The following is a 14,212-nucleotide window of genomic DNA, read 5'->3' as shown; positions in this document are numbered from 1 at the left end:
TGGCAATCACAGGCCTTCAACCACGAATGGACACGAATTAACACGAATGACCATACCACTATGGGATGGCCGGAATCAGTGTTCATAAGCACCTGTCTCTGGGCTGCATATAGTGGCCTTGGCGACACTTCTGACGAGCGCGAGGCGATCGACACTGGCTGGCTATCCCAGTTTTAACCACTCATGGACACTCATTGACACGAATGACCAGCCACAGAGGGGCGAAGGGAACTGACGTCATCGTCTCTTCTTGAACGATGTTTCGGAGCGCTATCCGCAGCCCAATTCCGACGGGCTCGGCAGCGCGGAGGCTCTGCGCGCGTGGACCGTCGCCAAAGAAGCCCTGCGGGACGGCCCTAATGAAATCAAACTCAGTTTCTCGGACGGCTTGCCGCTCGAAATTGTCTTCATTGACCTGAGCATTCGATGACCCGCAGCAAGCAGTCTTCGAGATGCAGTGACGGAGCTCGTATCTTCACCTCATAATGCATAACTTTTAGTTATGCTGTTTCACTGTGAAGTGGATTCAGAAAGATGATGCCGGGCTAAGGGTGTCAAGCTAGGGCAATAAGGGCCATGCCTGACAACTTGGAATCCACCTCTCACCAACTGTCTCTCAAAAAATCGCCGCTTAACCCGGAACTCGAGCTAAGCGGCGAAAAGAAGATGATGAGGCGCGAATGCCTCCTCAGCTTACTTCTTCATAGGAGGCATGAGCACTGTGTCGATGACATGGATCACACCATTGCTCGCAGGCACGTCAGCCTTCACGACTTTGGCATCATTCACCGTCACTTTTTCGCCTTCCACCTTGATGTCCAGCTCGGCACCGTTCGCCGTCTTGGCCTTCATGGTCTTGACGTCCGCCGCCATGACCTTGCCTTCAACCACATGGTAGGCGAGAATCTTGCCAAGCTTTTCCTTGTTCTCAGGTTTCAGCAGTTCTTCCACGGTGCCTTTTGGCAGCTTGGCGAAAGCCTCATCGCTCGGAGCGAAGACAGTGTAGGGACCTTTTTCCTGCAGCATTTCCGTCTTGCCTGCAGCATCGAGAGCAGCGGTCAGAGTCTTGAACGTTCCGGCGGACTTGGCGGTGGCGACAATGTCGTCAGCAGCCGATGCAGCGCCCGCGAAAATGCCGAGAAGACTGCCGATAAGAAGTAGTTTTTTCATAGTAGTATATTTGGTTTTTCTTTGCAGGGGGTTAACAAAAAACCAAAAATCGGGCTTCGTGGGTTTGTGTGCTGTGTCATCGTTGCCACTCACCAACTGGCCGTGTCATTCGCTGAATTCAGCTTTCACACTACTGGTTCTGATAAGGGTTCAGGGATGCCCCCTATGAAAGTTCCGTTGGAACTTTCTCACTTCGTCGCTTCCAAACCCTCGGCGATGCGCTTCAGCAGTTTCGGGTCAGTGGGGCCCATGTCGCGGGCTTTTTCAAACATCTCGCGCGCCTTGGTCTTGTCTCCCAGCTTCAGATGCGCCTGGCCCAGATGCTCGACGATCTCCGCATCATCCGGCTCGGGGTTTTTCAGCAGCGAAAAAGCGCGCTCCAGCTCGATCACCGCGTGGGCGTAGTCACCCTTCTTGTAATGCCACCAGCCCAGGCTGTCCACATACGCGGCTTTGTCTGGTTGCAGCTCGTTCGCCTTGCGGATCAGCTCACCGGCCTTGTCGAGATAACGCCCGTCCTCCAGCCACATGTAGCCGAGGTAGTTCATGGTGTTCGCCGCATCATCCAGCTCGTCCTTCGGCGTGAGGGTGATGGCCTTCTCAAACATCTTCCCGGCTTCCTCCGCGCGGCCGCCGCGCTCCAGAGTCAGGCCGAACTGGAAGTAAAACCGGTGGTTCACCAGCTCCGCCTGGCCGTTTTCCGCCATGGCAGCAGCCTTTTCCATGGACTGGATGGCCTTTTCCCATCGCAGCAGGCTGCGCTGGGCGAACGCGGCGTGAATGTGGAAGATGGGATTGTCCGGATACAGCTTCGTCGTGCGCTCGCAGAGCTGGACCAGCTTCTCATAAAGCCGTGCCTGCAGCAGCAACTGCCCCAGCGCCTGATACTCGGAGGCATCTCCGCCACCGAGCTGGATGGCAGCCTCCAGATGCGGCACTGCGCGTGCCCATTCCTCACGGGATTCATAGGCCTGCACCAGCAGGCGCCGCTGCTCCACATCATCCGGCACCTGCTCCACGATCTTCTCCAGCACGGCCAGTGCCGAGTCCCGCTCCTCTGCCGAATCGTAGAGGCGATAGAGCAGCTTGCGCGCCTGCAGGCTGCCGCTCAGCGCCACGATCTTCTCACACAACCCGCGCGCCAGCTCGAGCTGGTTCGTCAGCACATAAAACTGCGCCACCTCCAGCCGCACTGCATCGCCCTTCGGCCCCGCAGCCGCGAGCATCAGCGCGCGATCAAAGAAGAAGTTCACCCTCTTCACATGGTCTTCCCGCATCTCCATCTGGGCCAGCGGCCAGACCTGCTGGGCGGTGCGACCGAGCTCCAGCCAGTAGCCAGGGCTTTTCACGTCCTGCTTGGAAGCCTCGTCCAGGATGGCCAGTGCCTCCGCGCGCTGGCTGAAGCTGAGATGGTGCAGCACTGCAAAGGAGACCACGTTCGCACGCTTCGGAAAGCGCTTCACCACCTCCGCGACCAGCTGGCTGGTGCGGTCCTTCTCAAAAGGATCCTCGGACACATACGTGGTGAGGAAACGGATCAGGTTCAGATGCACCGCCGGATCCTCCGGACGCAAGGCCACGGCCTTTTCCAGCACGGCCACCGCCTGCGGTCTGCCCTGGTAATGATAGGCCAGTTCGGCCGTGTGAGTCGCCAGTTCCGCGTTCGTGGGATCGACCTTGAGCACCTCCAGATAGTGCTGCAGCGCCTCGCGCATCTTGCCGGAGTTCTCCAGCTGCAATGCCGTGGCATAGTGCGCCATGGCCTCAGACAGCGCGCTGCCTTCAGCTTTCAATTCCAGGTCAGCCGGTGGCGGACTGCCGACTTTGGGCAGACTGAGGTCCGCCTTCTCCGGAGAATAATTTTTTCCCTCCAACAGCGAAGCACCGGTCAGGAAAACCAGCGCCAAACCCGTGGGAACCAGGCGAAAAGCCTTCTTTGCAGGCAAAAAGCCTCCGCCAGCGAAACGTGTTCTTTTCGCGGGGCGGAGGCAAATCATGCTGAAGAGCCTAACGGTTAGGACTTGTAGCGCAAACGCTTCTTATGGCGGTTGGCACGCATGCGCTTCTTGCGCTTATGCTTGTTGATCTTCGTCTTTCTGCGCTTTTTGAGCGATCCCATGTTCGTGTATCGGTTGTTTGGTTAGGGTCCGTTAGTGGACGATTTTGTTCAGCGGGTATTCGACGATGCCTTCGGCACCCAGTGATTTGAGCCGCGGGATGATCTCGCGGACGACAGCCTCTGCGATCACCGTCTCCACGGCCACCCACTCAGGCGTGGCAAGCTGGGAGATGGTGGGGGAGCGGGCGCTCGGCAGGGTGGAGACCACCTTGTCCAGAGAGCTGGCGGGGACATTCATTTTGAGGCCGACCTTGTCACGGGCCTCGAGAGCGCCCTTCAGCAGCAGGACGAGCGTCTCCATTTTCTCGCGCTTCCACGCGTCCGCATACGCTGCCTTGCTGGAGACGAACTGCGGGTAGCTTTCCATCAGCGTGTCCACGATGCGCAGCTTGTTCGCGCGCAGGGAGCTGCCAGTTTCGGTGATGTCGACGATGGCATCCACCAGCTCAGGCACCTTCACTTCCGTGGCGCCCCAGCTAAATTCCACCTCGGCGCTCACGCCGTGCTTGGCCAGATAAGCCTTCGTCATGTCCACCGCCTCGGTGGCGATGCGCTTGCCTTCCAGATCCTTCACGGTCTTCACCGGGGAGTCATCCGGCACCACCAGCACCCAGCGGGTCGGCTTGGAGGTGGCCTTGGAGTAGCGCAGATCCGTCAAGACCTCCACATCCGCGTTGTTCTCGGCGATCCAGTCACGACCGGTGATGCCGCAGTCCAGGAAGCCATGATCGACATATCGGCCGATCTCCTGGGCGCGCAGCAGACGCAGCTCGAGCTGGTCATCATCCACCGTCGGGCGGTAGGAGCGGGAGGAGACCACGATGTTGAACCCCGCGCGCTTGAGCAGTTCAAGCGTCGGCTCCTGCAGGCTGCCCTTCGGCAGACCGAGACGGAGAGTGTTCTTAGATTCAGACATGGGGGGAGGGAAAAAGGGCGCGCAGAGTAGCGGGGTTTGGCGGACTGCAAAGGAGAATTTACCCGCACCTGCCGCCAACCCGGCTTCCGGAGCACCTGAACCTCTCATTTCCGGCCAAAAAAACCTGCCCCAAGCCCCTATCTCCTCATCCGCTCCACGAGGCCCCCTCTTCCTGACTCCAAACTCAAAATTCCGCCCTCCGAACTCGCGTCACTTCTTCAGCTTCCGGATCTTGTCCGTGTAAAACGTCATCTGCATGCTCAGATTCTCCTTGGCTCCCACGGAAAACGCCACCAGCGGCAGCGGCAGTTTGAATTTAAAATCCGGGTGCGGCACGAACTCACGGTCCAGCGCCAGCATGGGGCCGCGGAAGATCAGGTCCGGCCATTCGCTGTAGGGTCCGTTGAAGACCTCATGCAAAAAAGTCACCCGCGAACTGTAAGGCGTGACGACGATGCCCGCCACGCGAGCGCCCTTGCCTTCCACATTCTGAGTGATGGCCGCAAAGTCCGCGCGCTTCACCGGCAGCAGGATCGCGGGCACATCCGCATACCAGGCCACAAACCACGGCACATCTGCAAACACCACCTCATCCGGGTCGATGAGCTGCTTTACCATGGTGACGCGGTCCGGCACATAGGGCGGCCAGTGTGGATTGATGCGCCCGCGCAAAATCAGCCCGGCCCTCATCAGCGCGGGCAGTTCCGAAATCATCGGCACACTAGTGATGGCGATCGCGATCACCCCAAAGCCCAGCCGGGCCCAGAAGCTCGTGGCCATGCTGCCCTGGAGGCGTGACCACAGAAGGGCCAGCATGGCGCTGCCAAACACCGCCATGGCCGGCGCCAGGACAATGTAGAGCGCGTTGTCATCCTCCAGCTTCTCCGGCAGGCCTAACAAACCCAGCCCGAGCGCCAGCATGACCAGGATGATGCCCAGCGCCTGGCAGCTCCGCACTGTCTCACCCCGGCGGAAACGATGCAGCAGGGCCGCGAAGAAAAACACCGCCGGCGCCACCAGGCCCAGATAACCATAGCCCTGGGACATTTGATGGCGCCAGTTCGCGGCCAGCTTCCGCAGCAGGTCGTCCAGCACCATCGGCTGCATGGTCAGTGCATACTCGCGCTGAAGCGTGGAAGCATCCACGGTCAGGAGGTGCGCCTGAAAAATCGTCTTGGCACCGCCGAGCAGATCCCCCGAGCTCTTCGTGAGCCACATGCCCCAGCCCGCAAAAGCCAGCACGGGCAGCAGCGCGATGATGATGACCGCGATCCTTTTTCCCGGCAGTGTGAAGGCCGCCGCCAGCACCACGCCCGCCACCAGCCACAGCGCCAGCCAGTGGGTCAGCAGCATGAGCGCCGCGACCAGCCCAACCAATATTGCTTGCACAAGAATGCCCTGCCCTTCCTGCAGCCTCATCTGCGTGGAAACCAGCAGCCTGAAGCACAGCGCGAAGAGCGGCAGCAGCAGCGCCACCGGGCTGCCGCTGACAGAGAGCTGCCACAGCGGCTCGCACACCAGGAGGCAGAGCATGGCCACCGCGGCCACGGTGTCGTCAAACAGCTTGCGCGCCGCGCCATGCGTCCACAGCAGCGTCAGCAGCAGGCCCGCCGCGCCGAGGCAGGCGATGGCGCGGTCCAGAAGATAAATGGAACCACTTTTGGTTGGCTCATACGTTTGATACCCCTCCAGCGCCTTGAACATCCCCGCCCAGATCAGCGGCTGCAGAGGTGGCTGGGTGATCTCCGGCATCGCCTTCGGCAAAGCTGGTTTGTCCGAGGCACCCAGCCGGGCCAGCGCATACGGCCGCATCACCTTCGTTTGATACCCGTTCCCTCGCGCGATCTCCCGCGCCACCTGCGCCTGCTCCATGCCCGTGGCGCTGCTCAGTCCGCGGAAAGTCACAAACACATGCAGCAGCGCCAGCACGACGGCGGCTCCATAGACAGCCAGCCGGAGGAGGGGATGGGAAGGAAGGCTGGCTGCGGATGGGGCGGACATGAGACGCCGCACTCTGGCGGGCTTTCAGCCCTTGAAAAGGACCGTCTGCACGACCGCAGGGGCCTGCAATTCCGTTTGCCATCTAGGATGAAGCACGCCACAATCCGCGCCCTTTTCCGCCCTTTGGCGGAATTTGTTATCTCAACCTCCGTCTCCCTCACGAGCCATGTCCGCGAAAAAGAAACCTGCGCCAAAAGCTCCGGCCAAACCAGCGAAGAAGGCTGCCCCCAAAACAGCCAAGCCAGCGCCCAAAGCCAAGTCTAAAGCTCCTGTCGGCAAGACGGTGAAACCAACTTCCCCCCCAAAAACCTCCGTGAAGAAAACCCCAGCCAAGACGGCAGCACCGGCCAAGAAAGCCGCTCCGGCCCCCGCACCCGCCCCGGCCAAGAAAGCCGCCGCGAAGCCTGCCCCTGCGAAAAAAGCAGCCGCTCCCGCGAAAAAAGACGCTCCGGCTCCAGCTCCCGCTCCGAAAAAAGCGGCAGCTCCCGCCCCAGCACCGGCACCGGCCAAGAAAGCCGCTCCGGCCCCTGCCCCCGCTCCGAAGCCTGAGCCTGCCAAGAAGGCCGCTCCAGCTCCTGCCGCCAAGGCCACCCCTTCCACCTCCTCCAAAGGCCCGGCTGTGAAGGTGAACGTCAAGCGCCACACCAATTCCATCGACGAGGGCATCACGCTCGACTCCCCGCCGAAGAAGCCTGTGCTTCCTGCCGCCTTCCTGAAGAAGCAGAAACTGCGCCTCGCCGAGCTGCGTGACATCTATCTGAACGCCGCTGAAGGCGTGACGAATGAAAACCTGCGTAACAACGACAGCACCGAGTCCGCCTTTGGCATGCACCAGGCTGACGCCGGTAGTGACGCCTATGACCGCGACTTCGCCCTCAGCCTTCTGGCCAAGGAGCAGGACGCCATCTATGAGATCAACGAGGCTCTCAAGCGCATCGAACAGGGCACCTACGGCATCTGCGAGATGTCCGGCGAGCTGATCCCGGAAGAGCGTCTGGAGGCCCTGCCCTTCACCCGCTTCACCGTCGGCAGCCAGGCCAAGATCGAGGCCGAGCAGCGCGGTGGCCGCTGGACCCGCCCGGTCCGCTCCCTCTTCGGTCTCGACGAGTCCGCCGACGCCGACGATGACGATGATGACGATGACGCCGCTGAGAGCTCCAGCTCCAACAAGACGAGTCAGGCAAATGAGTCGCTTGACTTTAGCAAAGAGTAATCTAGCATCGCGCCCCCCAAAGAACATTTATGGCACGCGAAATCATCATTCTCGAATGCACGGAGGCAAAGGCCCTTGGCATGCCAACGTCCCGCTACGTCAGCACCCGTAACAAGAAGAGCCCGAACACTCCCGGACGTCTTGAGAAAGTGAAGTTCAATCACTTCCTCAAGAAGCGCACCCTCCATCGCGAGATTCGCTAATCAGCCGCATTTTCCGTCATGCAACCCAAGACTACCGAACGCCTCATCTCCCTGCGCAAGAACAACCGGCGCATGCCGCGCCGCCGCGCTGACATCCCGATGGAGAAGCTTAACTACACCCATCCGGAGATCCTTAGCCGCTTCCTCACCGAAACCGGCAAGCTTCAGCCCCGTCGCGTGACCGGCCTTCCAGCCTGGCTTCACCGCAAGGTGACCCGCGAAGTGAAGCGTGCCCGCGCCGTGAACCTCCTGCCCTGAGCAAGAGCGCCCGTGAAGGGACCTCATTCGTAATTTTTCCCGCTGTTGCCGTGTGCAGCAGCGGGATTTTTTGTCCTCCCGAATCTTCTCGCCCCCGCCCCCATGCCTGCTCTCAAAGACACCCAGAACGAACGCGATGACCGCCGCCTGCCCATCGATCGCGTGGGGGTGAAAGATGTCCGCTTCCCCCTCCGCATCCGGGATCGTGACCAGGCCACCCAGCATACCGTGGCCACGGTGAACATGGCGGTGGACCTGCCCCACCACTACAAGGGCACCCACATGAGCCGCTTTCTGGAGGTGCTGCACGCCCACGGGCGCGAGCTCACCGTCTCCAGCATCGCCGCCATGCCGCAGGAGCTCATGACCCGCCTGCACGCCCAGAAAGCGCACGTGGAGATGCGCTTCCCCTACTTCCGCGCCAAGCGCGCCCCCGTGACCAAGGCCGAGGGCCTGCTGGATTACGGCGTTGTTTTCGAGGTCAATGCCGAGGGCGAGGCCATCGACTACGTCGTCACCGTCGAGGTTCCTGTGGCCACCCTCTGCCCCTGCTCCAAGGCCATCAGCGAGCGCGGCGCGCACAACCAGCGCGGTCTCGTGACCCTTTCCGTCCGCTTCCGCCAGCCCATCTGGATTGAGGACCTCATCGAGCTCGTCGAATCCAGCGCCAGCTGCGAGCTCTACAGCGTGCTCAAGCGCCCCGACGAAAAAGCCGTCACCGAGCGCGCCTATGACAACCCAGTCTTCGTCGAGGACCTCGTCCGCAACGTCGCCATGAAGGCCGGCGCCCACAAGCTCATCAAATGGTTCCGGGTCGAAGCCGTGAACTACGAGTCCATCCACAACCACAACGCCTGGGCCGTCATCGAACGCCGCGTCACCCGTGGGACGGAAGGGCAGCAGGAAGGGGTGTGAGAGTATGCTCGGTCCCCACCTTTTACTTTCGTGAAGATTGTTGGGACTCAGACTCCGCCACCCGCCTCGGTGGAGAAACGCAACGCGTTGGAGGCAATGCTTCCGCCTGACCTCCCTGCTGATTACCTGATCTTGTTCGAGAACTACGACGGGGCCGACATCTGGTTTGATGATGTTGATTGGTCGCGCGATGAGTTTGACTATCTCCGGCTCGATTCTGTCGATGAGATGCTCGACGTGGAGACTCGTGCGACACTCTCCGAAACGTTTCCAGGCTTGTTCGTTATCGGTTCCGACGGCGGCGGACAAATTCTCGCATACGATAGCACTCGACCAAAACCGTGGCCGATCGTGATGCACCTACCCGGATACTCAAAGCTAGGCAGCGCTCCCGTTGTCGCGTCTTCAATGACTGAACTCATGCAGAGATATCTCAAAGCATGACCACAAGGCTTTTTGATGCAGATTATCTTATGCGATCAAGTCCGGCTCCACGCGCTAAAGATGCGCTCCGTGCACCGCCGACCTGGGGCGTCACGGAGCTTAGCTCACTTCACGACTTCACCGATCAATAATATTCCTCAACCGCATACGTCCAGGGCAGTGGACCGTTGAATCCGTTGTTATACTGGTGGTGCATGAAGTAGGCGTAGTCGTAACCAGCGCCGCCGTTCACATCGATGTAGCTGTTGAAGTCATTGCCCACGGTGTCCACCGCAGGGTTCGAGCCCGCGGCAAAGATGTCCGTGCCAGCGCCGAGGTTGATCCTCACATAACCGTCAAACACGCTGTAGATGGAGGAAACTTCGGTGTCTGTGTCAAAGGCCACATAGTCATCACCACCACCGGTGTTGATGGTCACCGCACGATCAAAGATGCCGTCACGCACCACCACATCACTGTGGGCGGAACCTGCGAGATTGATGCCCACCGTGCCGCGGAAGTCACTGTCCAGAAGCTGCACGGTGTCAATGCCGCCCAGGACGACCGCCGTGCTGATGGCGAGATTGCCGTAGATGTCCGCGTCGCGCACCATCACGTCAGCGCTGCCGCTGCCTGTGCTGATGCTCACATTGCCGCGCACCGTGACCAGGGAGGAGTCTCCCTCGAACTGGCCCACGTCCACGGTATCATTGCCCACACCGGCGCTGAAGGAAACACCGCCCACATTCGCCAGCACCGCATTCAGGCCGAAGGCATTGTTGCCACTGCTCGCGCCCATGCTCACCAGCCCGCCAATGGCGACGCTCGGACCGTCAACCAAAAGTGTGTCATTGCCCGTGCCGCCCACATAGGACAGCGCGCCGCCGATGCTCAAAGAAGTGACCGGGAAGAGGTCCAGCAGGTTTTCACCCGCACCGCCGGAGAAGCTCATGCCTTTCGCCACCTGCAGGGTGTCATTGTAAAAGGTCACGTTGTCCTTGTGGGCACCGCCCACATAGGTCAGCGCGTTCGCCTTGATCAGGCCTGCATCACCGGTCACCACCTTGTTGTCGCCGCTGCCCAGATTGATGGCCAGGGTGCTGAGTGTTTCGATGTCCCCCGTGAGCGTCACGTTGTCACTGCCACCTGCGGAAGCCAGGGTGATGATGCCCGCCGCCTTCAGGCTGTCACCTGTGAGGGCTCCGATCTCAAAGTCGGTGGAGCTTGCGGTCGTGGTGCGCAGGGTGATCGCACCCCTCACATCAGCCACCTCGGCGGCCAGGATGAAGGTCTGCAGTTCCACGGCCGATCCACTGGCCACGGCACTGATCCCCGCATTGGTCAGCAACGAGTCAGCATTCACGTCAAAGGTGTTCTGCCCCGTGCCCAGGTCCACGGACACTGCCTTGGCAAAGAACAGGTCGCCACCGGCGGTGAAGTAGTCATGGCCGATGCCCATGCGCACCGTGGTCGTGCCGCCGATGCTGACGTCCGTCAGGTCCACCGTGTCATCGCCCGCGCCTGCATCCAGAAGGAGATTGCCAGGCACCAGGGTCGCGGAGAAAAGCGCCTTGTCATTGCCAGCGCCCAGGTTCGCCGAAACTGAAAGCGGCGCGTCAAAGGTGATGCTGGAGACGACGGCACCGCCGTTCAGGCGGAAAAGGGTATCACCGCCCGCTTGGGAGGCGATGGTCCAGTCGTTGCCGGACTCGGTGATCTGAAAGTCATTGGAAAGCGCATCGCCTGTGATCGTCAGCGCACCGCTGGCAGTCAGGCTCAGAGCCACTACACCTGCGGGGGCCAGGCGGGATTCCAAGGTTTCGAGAACCGAAGAGGGTTGGGGGGAATTCTTCATGGTTAGGGCGCACAAGTGAGGAGTGCGTTGCGATGGACTGGCTGGGACCCGGCTTTATTCGGATTTTTTGTTCAACGGGCCTCGTTTCAGCGCTGCCATGACTCGCGCCCTCCTCATCCTTCTTACGGCCCTACTCATCTCTCAGGGGGCCGCCTTATCCGCACCGCCAAATGTCATCTTCATCCTCACAGACGACCTCGGCTGGGGAGACCTGGGCTGCTACGGCCATCCCATCACCCGCACGCCGAACATCGATGCCCTCGCGGCCCGTGGCACGCTCTTCACCAACTTCTACGTGAATGCCTCCGTCTGCTCCCCCAGCCGCTGCGCCTTCTTCACCGGCCAATACCCCTCCCGCCACCGTATCCACGGCCACTACGCCACCCCGGAGATGAACAAGAACCGTGGCATGTCCAACTGGCTGGAGCCCCAGGTGCCCAATACCGCCCGCCTCCTGAAATCTGCCGGGTATGCCACCGCCCACATCGGCAAATGGCATCTCGGCAGCAACTCCGGTGGCCCTGAGCCGGATAAGTATGGCTTCGACTATGTCGGCAGTGGAGAGACGGACGGCCCCAACGGCCCGGCCGCAGATCCCTACTACCGCGCCAATTCCACCCGCCTCTTCGTGGATGAAGCCATCCAGTTCATCGAGAAGCACAAGGACACACCTTTCTATACCCAGATCTGGACCCTGGTGCCCCATGCCACGCTGAACCCCACCCCGGAGCAGATGAAGGAGTATCCCCGCCTTCGCGCCGGCGGTCCCACCTTTCCGCATGCTTCCGCCGCGCAAATCTTCTCCTCCAGTGTCACGGACCTGGACACCCAGCTGGGCCGCCTCTTCAAGAAGCTCGATGACCTGAAGCTCGCGGACAAGACCCTCATCATCTTCTCCAGCGACAACGGCCCCGAGGACATCCACATCCAGAATGCAGGCCACAGCGGCATCGGCAGCGCGGGGCCCTTCCGCGGTCGCAAGCGCAGCCTCTATGAGGGTGGCATCCGCGTGCCCGGCATCATCTGCTGGCCCGGCCATGTACCTGCGGGGCGCATCGACAAACAATCCATCGTCTCCGGGGTCGATCTACTGCCCTCTCTCTGCTCACTCGCCGGGGTCAAGATCCCCGAAGACCACCCCCTGGATGGTGAGGACATGAGCGATACCTGGACCGGCGAGACCCGCCTGCGCAAACGCCCCCTCATGTGGGAGTGGCGCTTCCGCATTGCAGGCGAGCCCTTCCATCACAGCCCCGAGCTAGCCATTCGCGACGGCAAATGGAAGCTCCTCATGAACCCCGACAAAAGCCGCGTGGAGCTCTACGATCTCAATCAAGACCTCACCCAACTCAACAACGTGGCCGAGCACCATCCTGACATTGTCGAGCGCCTCGGCAACCAAGTCACAGAGTGGGCCAAAACATTGCCAGAGGGCCCTCGTGATCGAGGTGCCGGCAAAATGAACTATCCGATGCCTGGCCAGCCCAAAGGAGCCACGAAGAAAATGGCGGAGTGAGCATCTAGCCGCAGGCAAAAAAGTCACGGCACCGGTTTCGGCTCGATATCCGTGGGACTGATCCACCCGGCCTTCACGGGTTCCCCGCGCATGAACTTCTCATAGAAGCCCACGTTGGCCTCAGAAGCGTGCTCATACTTGTCAAAAACATCCCCCTTCCCTTCCATCCTCGGATCTCCCTGCGTCTTCAGTTCCTCATGTAGTTGATCCCGCATCCTCGCCACACGCGGATCATCGGGCATGTTCTGCATAAAATCCGGATCCGCCTTCAGATCATAGAACTCGATCCCCTGCCGCATCCCAAAGCAAAGCTGCCAGAACCGATCCTGCGGGTTTTTACGGTGCGCATCGATGATGAAGCTCTTCGTCGCCCCGGCATCACAGTCCATGTACCCTGTCTCTGGGTTCCCGCCCGGCCAGCGGCTTGGTTCAAAGTTCTCAATGAGCACGCTGTCATGCCGCACGATGGCGCGGATCGGATAGCCCTCGTCATGCGGCCTCCCCACATCCGTGCGCTCCTTGCCTAACAAAACATGATCACGCACATGCCGCGGCCTGTCGAAGAACAGATCCGTGAGGCTGCGCCCCGGTGACTCCGGCATCCCGGTCTCCCGCCACTTCAGACCAGCCACTTCCACAAAGGTCGGCGCCAGATCAATGAAGCTGATGAAATCATCAATGACCCTCCCCGGATTCGCGATGCCCCTCTTCCACATGGCGGCAAAGGGCACATGGTTTGCCTGTACATTCGCGTTCCCCTTGCTGCGCGGAAAAGGCATGCCGTGGTCCGCCGTGACAATGACCAGCGTGTTCTCCAGCATCCCGCGCTTCTCCAGCTCCTCGATCATGCGGCCCAGATGCCGGTCGAAATGCTCTACCTCGAAGGCATAATCGAGCATGTCATGGCGGATCACCTCATTGTCCGGCCAGTAGTGGGGCACATGATCGATGTCCGAGAGCCTTTTACCGCCTTTCTTCACCCCGCTGCCAAACTCATAACCGCGATGAGGCTCCACGGCTCCATACCAGAAGCACCAAGGCTGCTCCCCGGGAACGACGTCCAGGAAGTCCGCAAAATTCGCCGCGTAGTCGTTGTTGACGATGTCCGGCGTCGGCGGCTTGGCCTTCCTCTTGTTCCAGGGCGTGCCCGTCATCTGGCGCGGCTTGCCCTCCGCGTCATTCGCCACACCCGGCCCCCAGCCCTTCTGGGTGTAGCCGACATTCCAGCCCTTTTCAGTGAGGACCTCACCCCAGCCTTTGAACTCCGGTGGAAAGTAGCAAATATGGTTAGCCGCTTCCTTGAGCTGCCAGGAGTTCCGCCCCGTCAAAATGCAGGCACGCGATGGCGCGCACTTCGCATTGGGCGTGTAGGCATTTTTGAAAAGCAGCCCCTCCTTTGCCACCCGGTCAAAGGCCGGCGTCCGCACCCACCGCGTGCCATAGGCGCTGGCATGAGGCCCCCAGTCATCCGCAATGGCAAAGAGGATGTTGGGCTTGGCGGCAGCCTCCAAGGCCGTATGAACGCTCAGGACCAGGGCGGCGGAAAGGAAAAGGCAGCGGAGCATGACCCCTGAACGACTATCAGCCCCCCTTCTTGAAGTAAATCAGCCTTTTCACAGCGGG

At 60.6% G+C, this 14,212-nt stretch carries 14 protein-coding genes; 7 read left to right on the top strand and 7 right to left on the bottom strand.

What is annotated here, in order from left to right:
• Nucleotides 1-250: 250 nt before the first annotated feature.
• The gene (locus BGE01nite_RS17670; protein WP_146852058.1) at nucleotides 251-430 is read left to right on the top strand and encodes a hypothetical protein; all 180 of its coding nucleotides are present in this window, start codon (nucleotides 251-253) and stop codon (nucleotides 428-430) included.
• Nucleotides 431-693: 263 nt separating this feature from the next.
• Here BGE01nite_RS17670 and BGE01nite_RS17665 read toward each other — a convergent pair whose 3' ends face one another.
• The 5 genes from BGE01nite_RS17665 to BGE01nite_RS17645 form a co-directional block, all read right to left on the bottom strand.
• On the bottom strand, nucleotides 694-1,170 hold the full coding sequence (locus BGE01nite_RS17665) for a fasciclin domain-containing protein (protein WP_146852056.1): 477 nt from the start codon (nucleotides 1,168-1,170) through the stop codon (nucleotides 694-696).
• A 188-nt stretch (nucleotides 1,171-1,358) separates the two neighbouring features.
• Complete coding sequence (locus tag BGE01nite_RS29715) at nucleotides 1,359-3,167, bottom strand: tetratricopeptide repeat protein (RefSeq protein WP_146852054.1); 1,809 nt, start codon at nucleotides 3,165-3,167, stop codon at nucleotides 1,359-1,361.
• A gap of 17 nt (nucleotides 3,168-3,184) precedes the next feature.
• On the bottom strand, nucleotides 3,185-3,289 hold the full coding sequence (locus BGE01nite_RS17655; protein ID WP_133796641.1) for an AURKAIP1/COX24 domain-containing protein: 105 nt from the start codon (nucleotides 3,287-3,289) through the stop codon (nucleotides 3,185-3,187).
• A gap of 31 nt (nucleotides 3,290-3,320) precedes the next feature.
• Complete coding sequence (gene hisG / locus BGE01nite_RS17650) at nucleotides 3,321-4,205, bottom strand: ATP phosphoribosyltransferase (protein WP_146852052.1); 885 nt, start codon at nucleotides 4,203-4,205, stop codon at nucleotides 3,321-3,323.
• A gap of 210 nt (nucleotides 4,206-4,415) precedes the next feature.
• Nucleotides 4,416-6,206, bottom strand: a complete 1,791-nt coding sequence (locus BGE01nite_RS17645; RefSeq protein WP_146852051.1) for a hypothetical protein — start codon at nucleotides 6,204-6,206, stop codon at nucleotides 4,416-4,418.
• Between the two features lie 166 nt (nucleotides 6,207-6,372).
• Here BGE01nite_RS17645 and BGE01nite_RS29425 point away from each other — a divergent pair, with 166 nt between their 5' ends.
• The 5 genes from BGE01nite_RS29425 (at nucleotide 6,373) to BGE01nite_RS17615 (ending at nucleotide 9,239) form a co-directional block, all read left to right on the top strand.
• Nucleotides 6,373-7,419 carry a TraR/DksA family transcriptional regulator gene (locus BGE01nite_RS29425; RefSeq protein ID WP_218033022.1) on the top strand — a complete coding sequence of 349 codons (1,047 nt, stop codon included), beginning with the start codon at nucleotides 6,373-6,375 and terminating at the stop codon, nucleotides 7,417-7,419.
• A 29-nt stretch (nucleotides 7,420-7,448) separates the two neighbouring features.
• Nucleotides 7,449-7,622, top strand: a complete 174-nt coding sequence (gene rpmG, locus BGE01nite_RS17630; RefSeq protein WP_146852049.1) for a 50S ribosomal protein L33 — start codon at nucleotides 7,449-7,451, stop codon at nucleotides 7,620-7,622.
• Nucleotides 7,623-7,640: 18 nt separating this feature from the next.
• Nucleotides 7,641-7,880, top strand: a complete 240-nt coding sequence (rpsR, locus tag BGE01nite_RS17625) for a 30S ribosomal protein S18 (RefSeq protein ID WP_146852047.1) — start codon at nucleotides 7,641-7,643, stop codon at nucleotides 7,878-7,880.
• Between the two features lie 102 nt (nucleotides 7,881-7,982).
• Nucleotides 7,983-8,795 carry a GTP cyclohydrolase FolE2 gene (gene folE2 / locus BGE01nite_RS17620; RefSeq protein ID WP_146852045.1) on the top strand — a complete coding sequence of 271 codons (813 nt, stop codon included), beginning with the start codon at nucleotides 7,983-7,985 and terminating at the stop codon, nucleotides 8,793-8,795.
• A gap of 30 nt (nucleotides 8,796-8,825) precedes the next feature.
• On the top strand, nucleotides 8,826-9,239 hold the full coding sequence (locus BGE01nite_RS17615; RefSeq protein ID WP_308741218.1) for an SMI1/KNR4 family protein: 414 nt from the start codon (nucleotides 8,826-8,828) through the stop codon (nucleotides 9,237-9,239).
• 124 nt (nucleotides 9,240-9,363) lie between these two features.
• Here BGE01nite_RS17615 and BGE01nite_RS17610 read toward each other — a convergent pair whose 3' ends face one another.
• Nucleotides 9,364-11,073 (bottom strand): beta strand repeat-containing protein, encoded by a 1,710-nt coding sequence (locus tag BGE01nite_RS17610; RefSeq protein ID WP_146852041.1) that lies wholly within the window; start codon nucleotides 11,071-11,073, stop codon nucleotides 9,364-9,366.
• A gap of 97 nt (nucleotides 11,074-11,170) precedes the next feature.
• Here BGE01nite_RS17610 and BGE01nite_RS17605 point away from each other — a divergent pair, with 97 nt between their 5' ends.
• A complete protein-coding gene (locus BGE01nite_RS17605) occupies nucleotides 11,171-12,589 on the top strand; it encodes a sulfatase-like hydrolase/transferase (protein WP_146852039.1) in 1,419 nt (472 codons plus the stop codon).
• A gap of 23 nt (nucleotides 12,590-12,612) precedes the next feature.
• Here BGE01nite_RS17605 and BGE01nite_RS17600 read toward each other — a convergent pair whose 3' ends face one another.
• The gene (locus BGE01nite_RS17600) at nucleotides 12,613-14,154 is read right to left on the bottom strand and encodes a sulfatase family protein (protein WP_146852037.1); all 1,542 of its coding nucleotides are present in this window, start codon (nucleotides 14,152-14,154) and stop codon (nucleotides 12,613-12,615) included.
• Nucleotides 14,155-14,212: the final 58 nt, after the last annotated feature.

The sequence above is a fragment of the Prosthecobacter gellanilyticus genome (assembly GCF_007992435.1).
Lineage (GTDB): Bacteria > Verrucomicrobiota > Verrucomicrobiia > Verrucomicrobiales > Verrucomicrobiaceae > Prosthecobacter > Prosthecobacter gellanilyticus.
The sequence above is the reverse complement of the archived record's forward strand: the minus strand, read 5'-3'. Positions and strand labels throughout refer to the sequence as shown.

Coding starts and splice junctions, on each gene's coding strand:
- folE2 (WP_146852045.1), top strand. CDS start 7,983: ATGCCTGCTCTCAAAGACACCCAGAACGAACGCGATGACCGCCGCCTG.
- BGE01nite_RS17600 (WP_146852037.1), bottom strand. CDS start 14,154: ATGCTCCGCTGCCTTTTCCTTTCCGCCGCCCTGGTCCTGAGCGTTCAT.
- BGE01nite_RS17655 (WP_133796641.1), bottom strand. CDS start 3,289: ATGGGATCGCTCAAAAAGCGCAGAAAGACGAAGATCAACAAGCATAAG.
- BGE01nite_RS17610 (WP_146852041.1), bottom strand. CDS start 11,073: ATGAAGAATTCCCCCCAACCCTCTTCGGTTCTCGAAACCTTGGAATCC.
- BGE01nite_RS17665 (WP_146852056.1), bottom strand. CDS start 1,170: ATGAAAAAACTACTTCTTATCGGCAGTCTTCTCGGCATTTTCGCGGGC.
- BGE01nite_RS29715 (WP_146852054.1), bottom strand. CDS start 3,167: ATGATTTGCCTCCGCCCCGCGAAAAGAACACGTTTCGCTGGCGGAGGC.
- BGE01nite_RS17605 (WP_146852039.1), top strand. CDS start 11,171: ATGACTCGCGCCCTCCTCATCCTTCTTACGGCCCTACTCATCTCTCAG.
- rpmG (WP_146852049.1), top strand. CDS start 7,449: ATGGCACGCGAAATCATCATTCTCGAATGCACGGAGGCAAAGGCCCTT.
- rpsR (WP_146852047.1), top strand. CDS start 7,641: ATGCAACCCAAGACTACCGAACGCCTCATCTCCCTGCGCAAGAACAAC.
- hisG (WP_146852052.1), bottom strand. CDS start 4,205: ATGTCTGAATCTAAGAACACTCTCCGTCTCGGTCTGCCGAAGGGCAGC.
- BGE01nite_RS17645 (WP_146852051.1), bottom strand. CDS start 6,206: ATGTCCGCCCCATCCGCAGCCAGCCTTCCTTCCCATCCCCTCCTCCGG.
- BGE01nite_RS29425 (WP_218033022.1), top strand. CDS start 6,373: ATGTCCGCGAAAAAGAAACCTGCGCCAAAAGCTCCGGCCAAACCAGCG.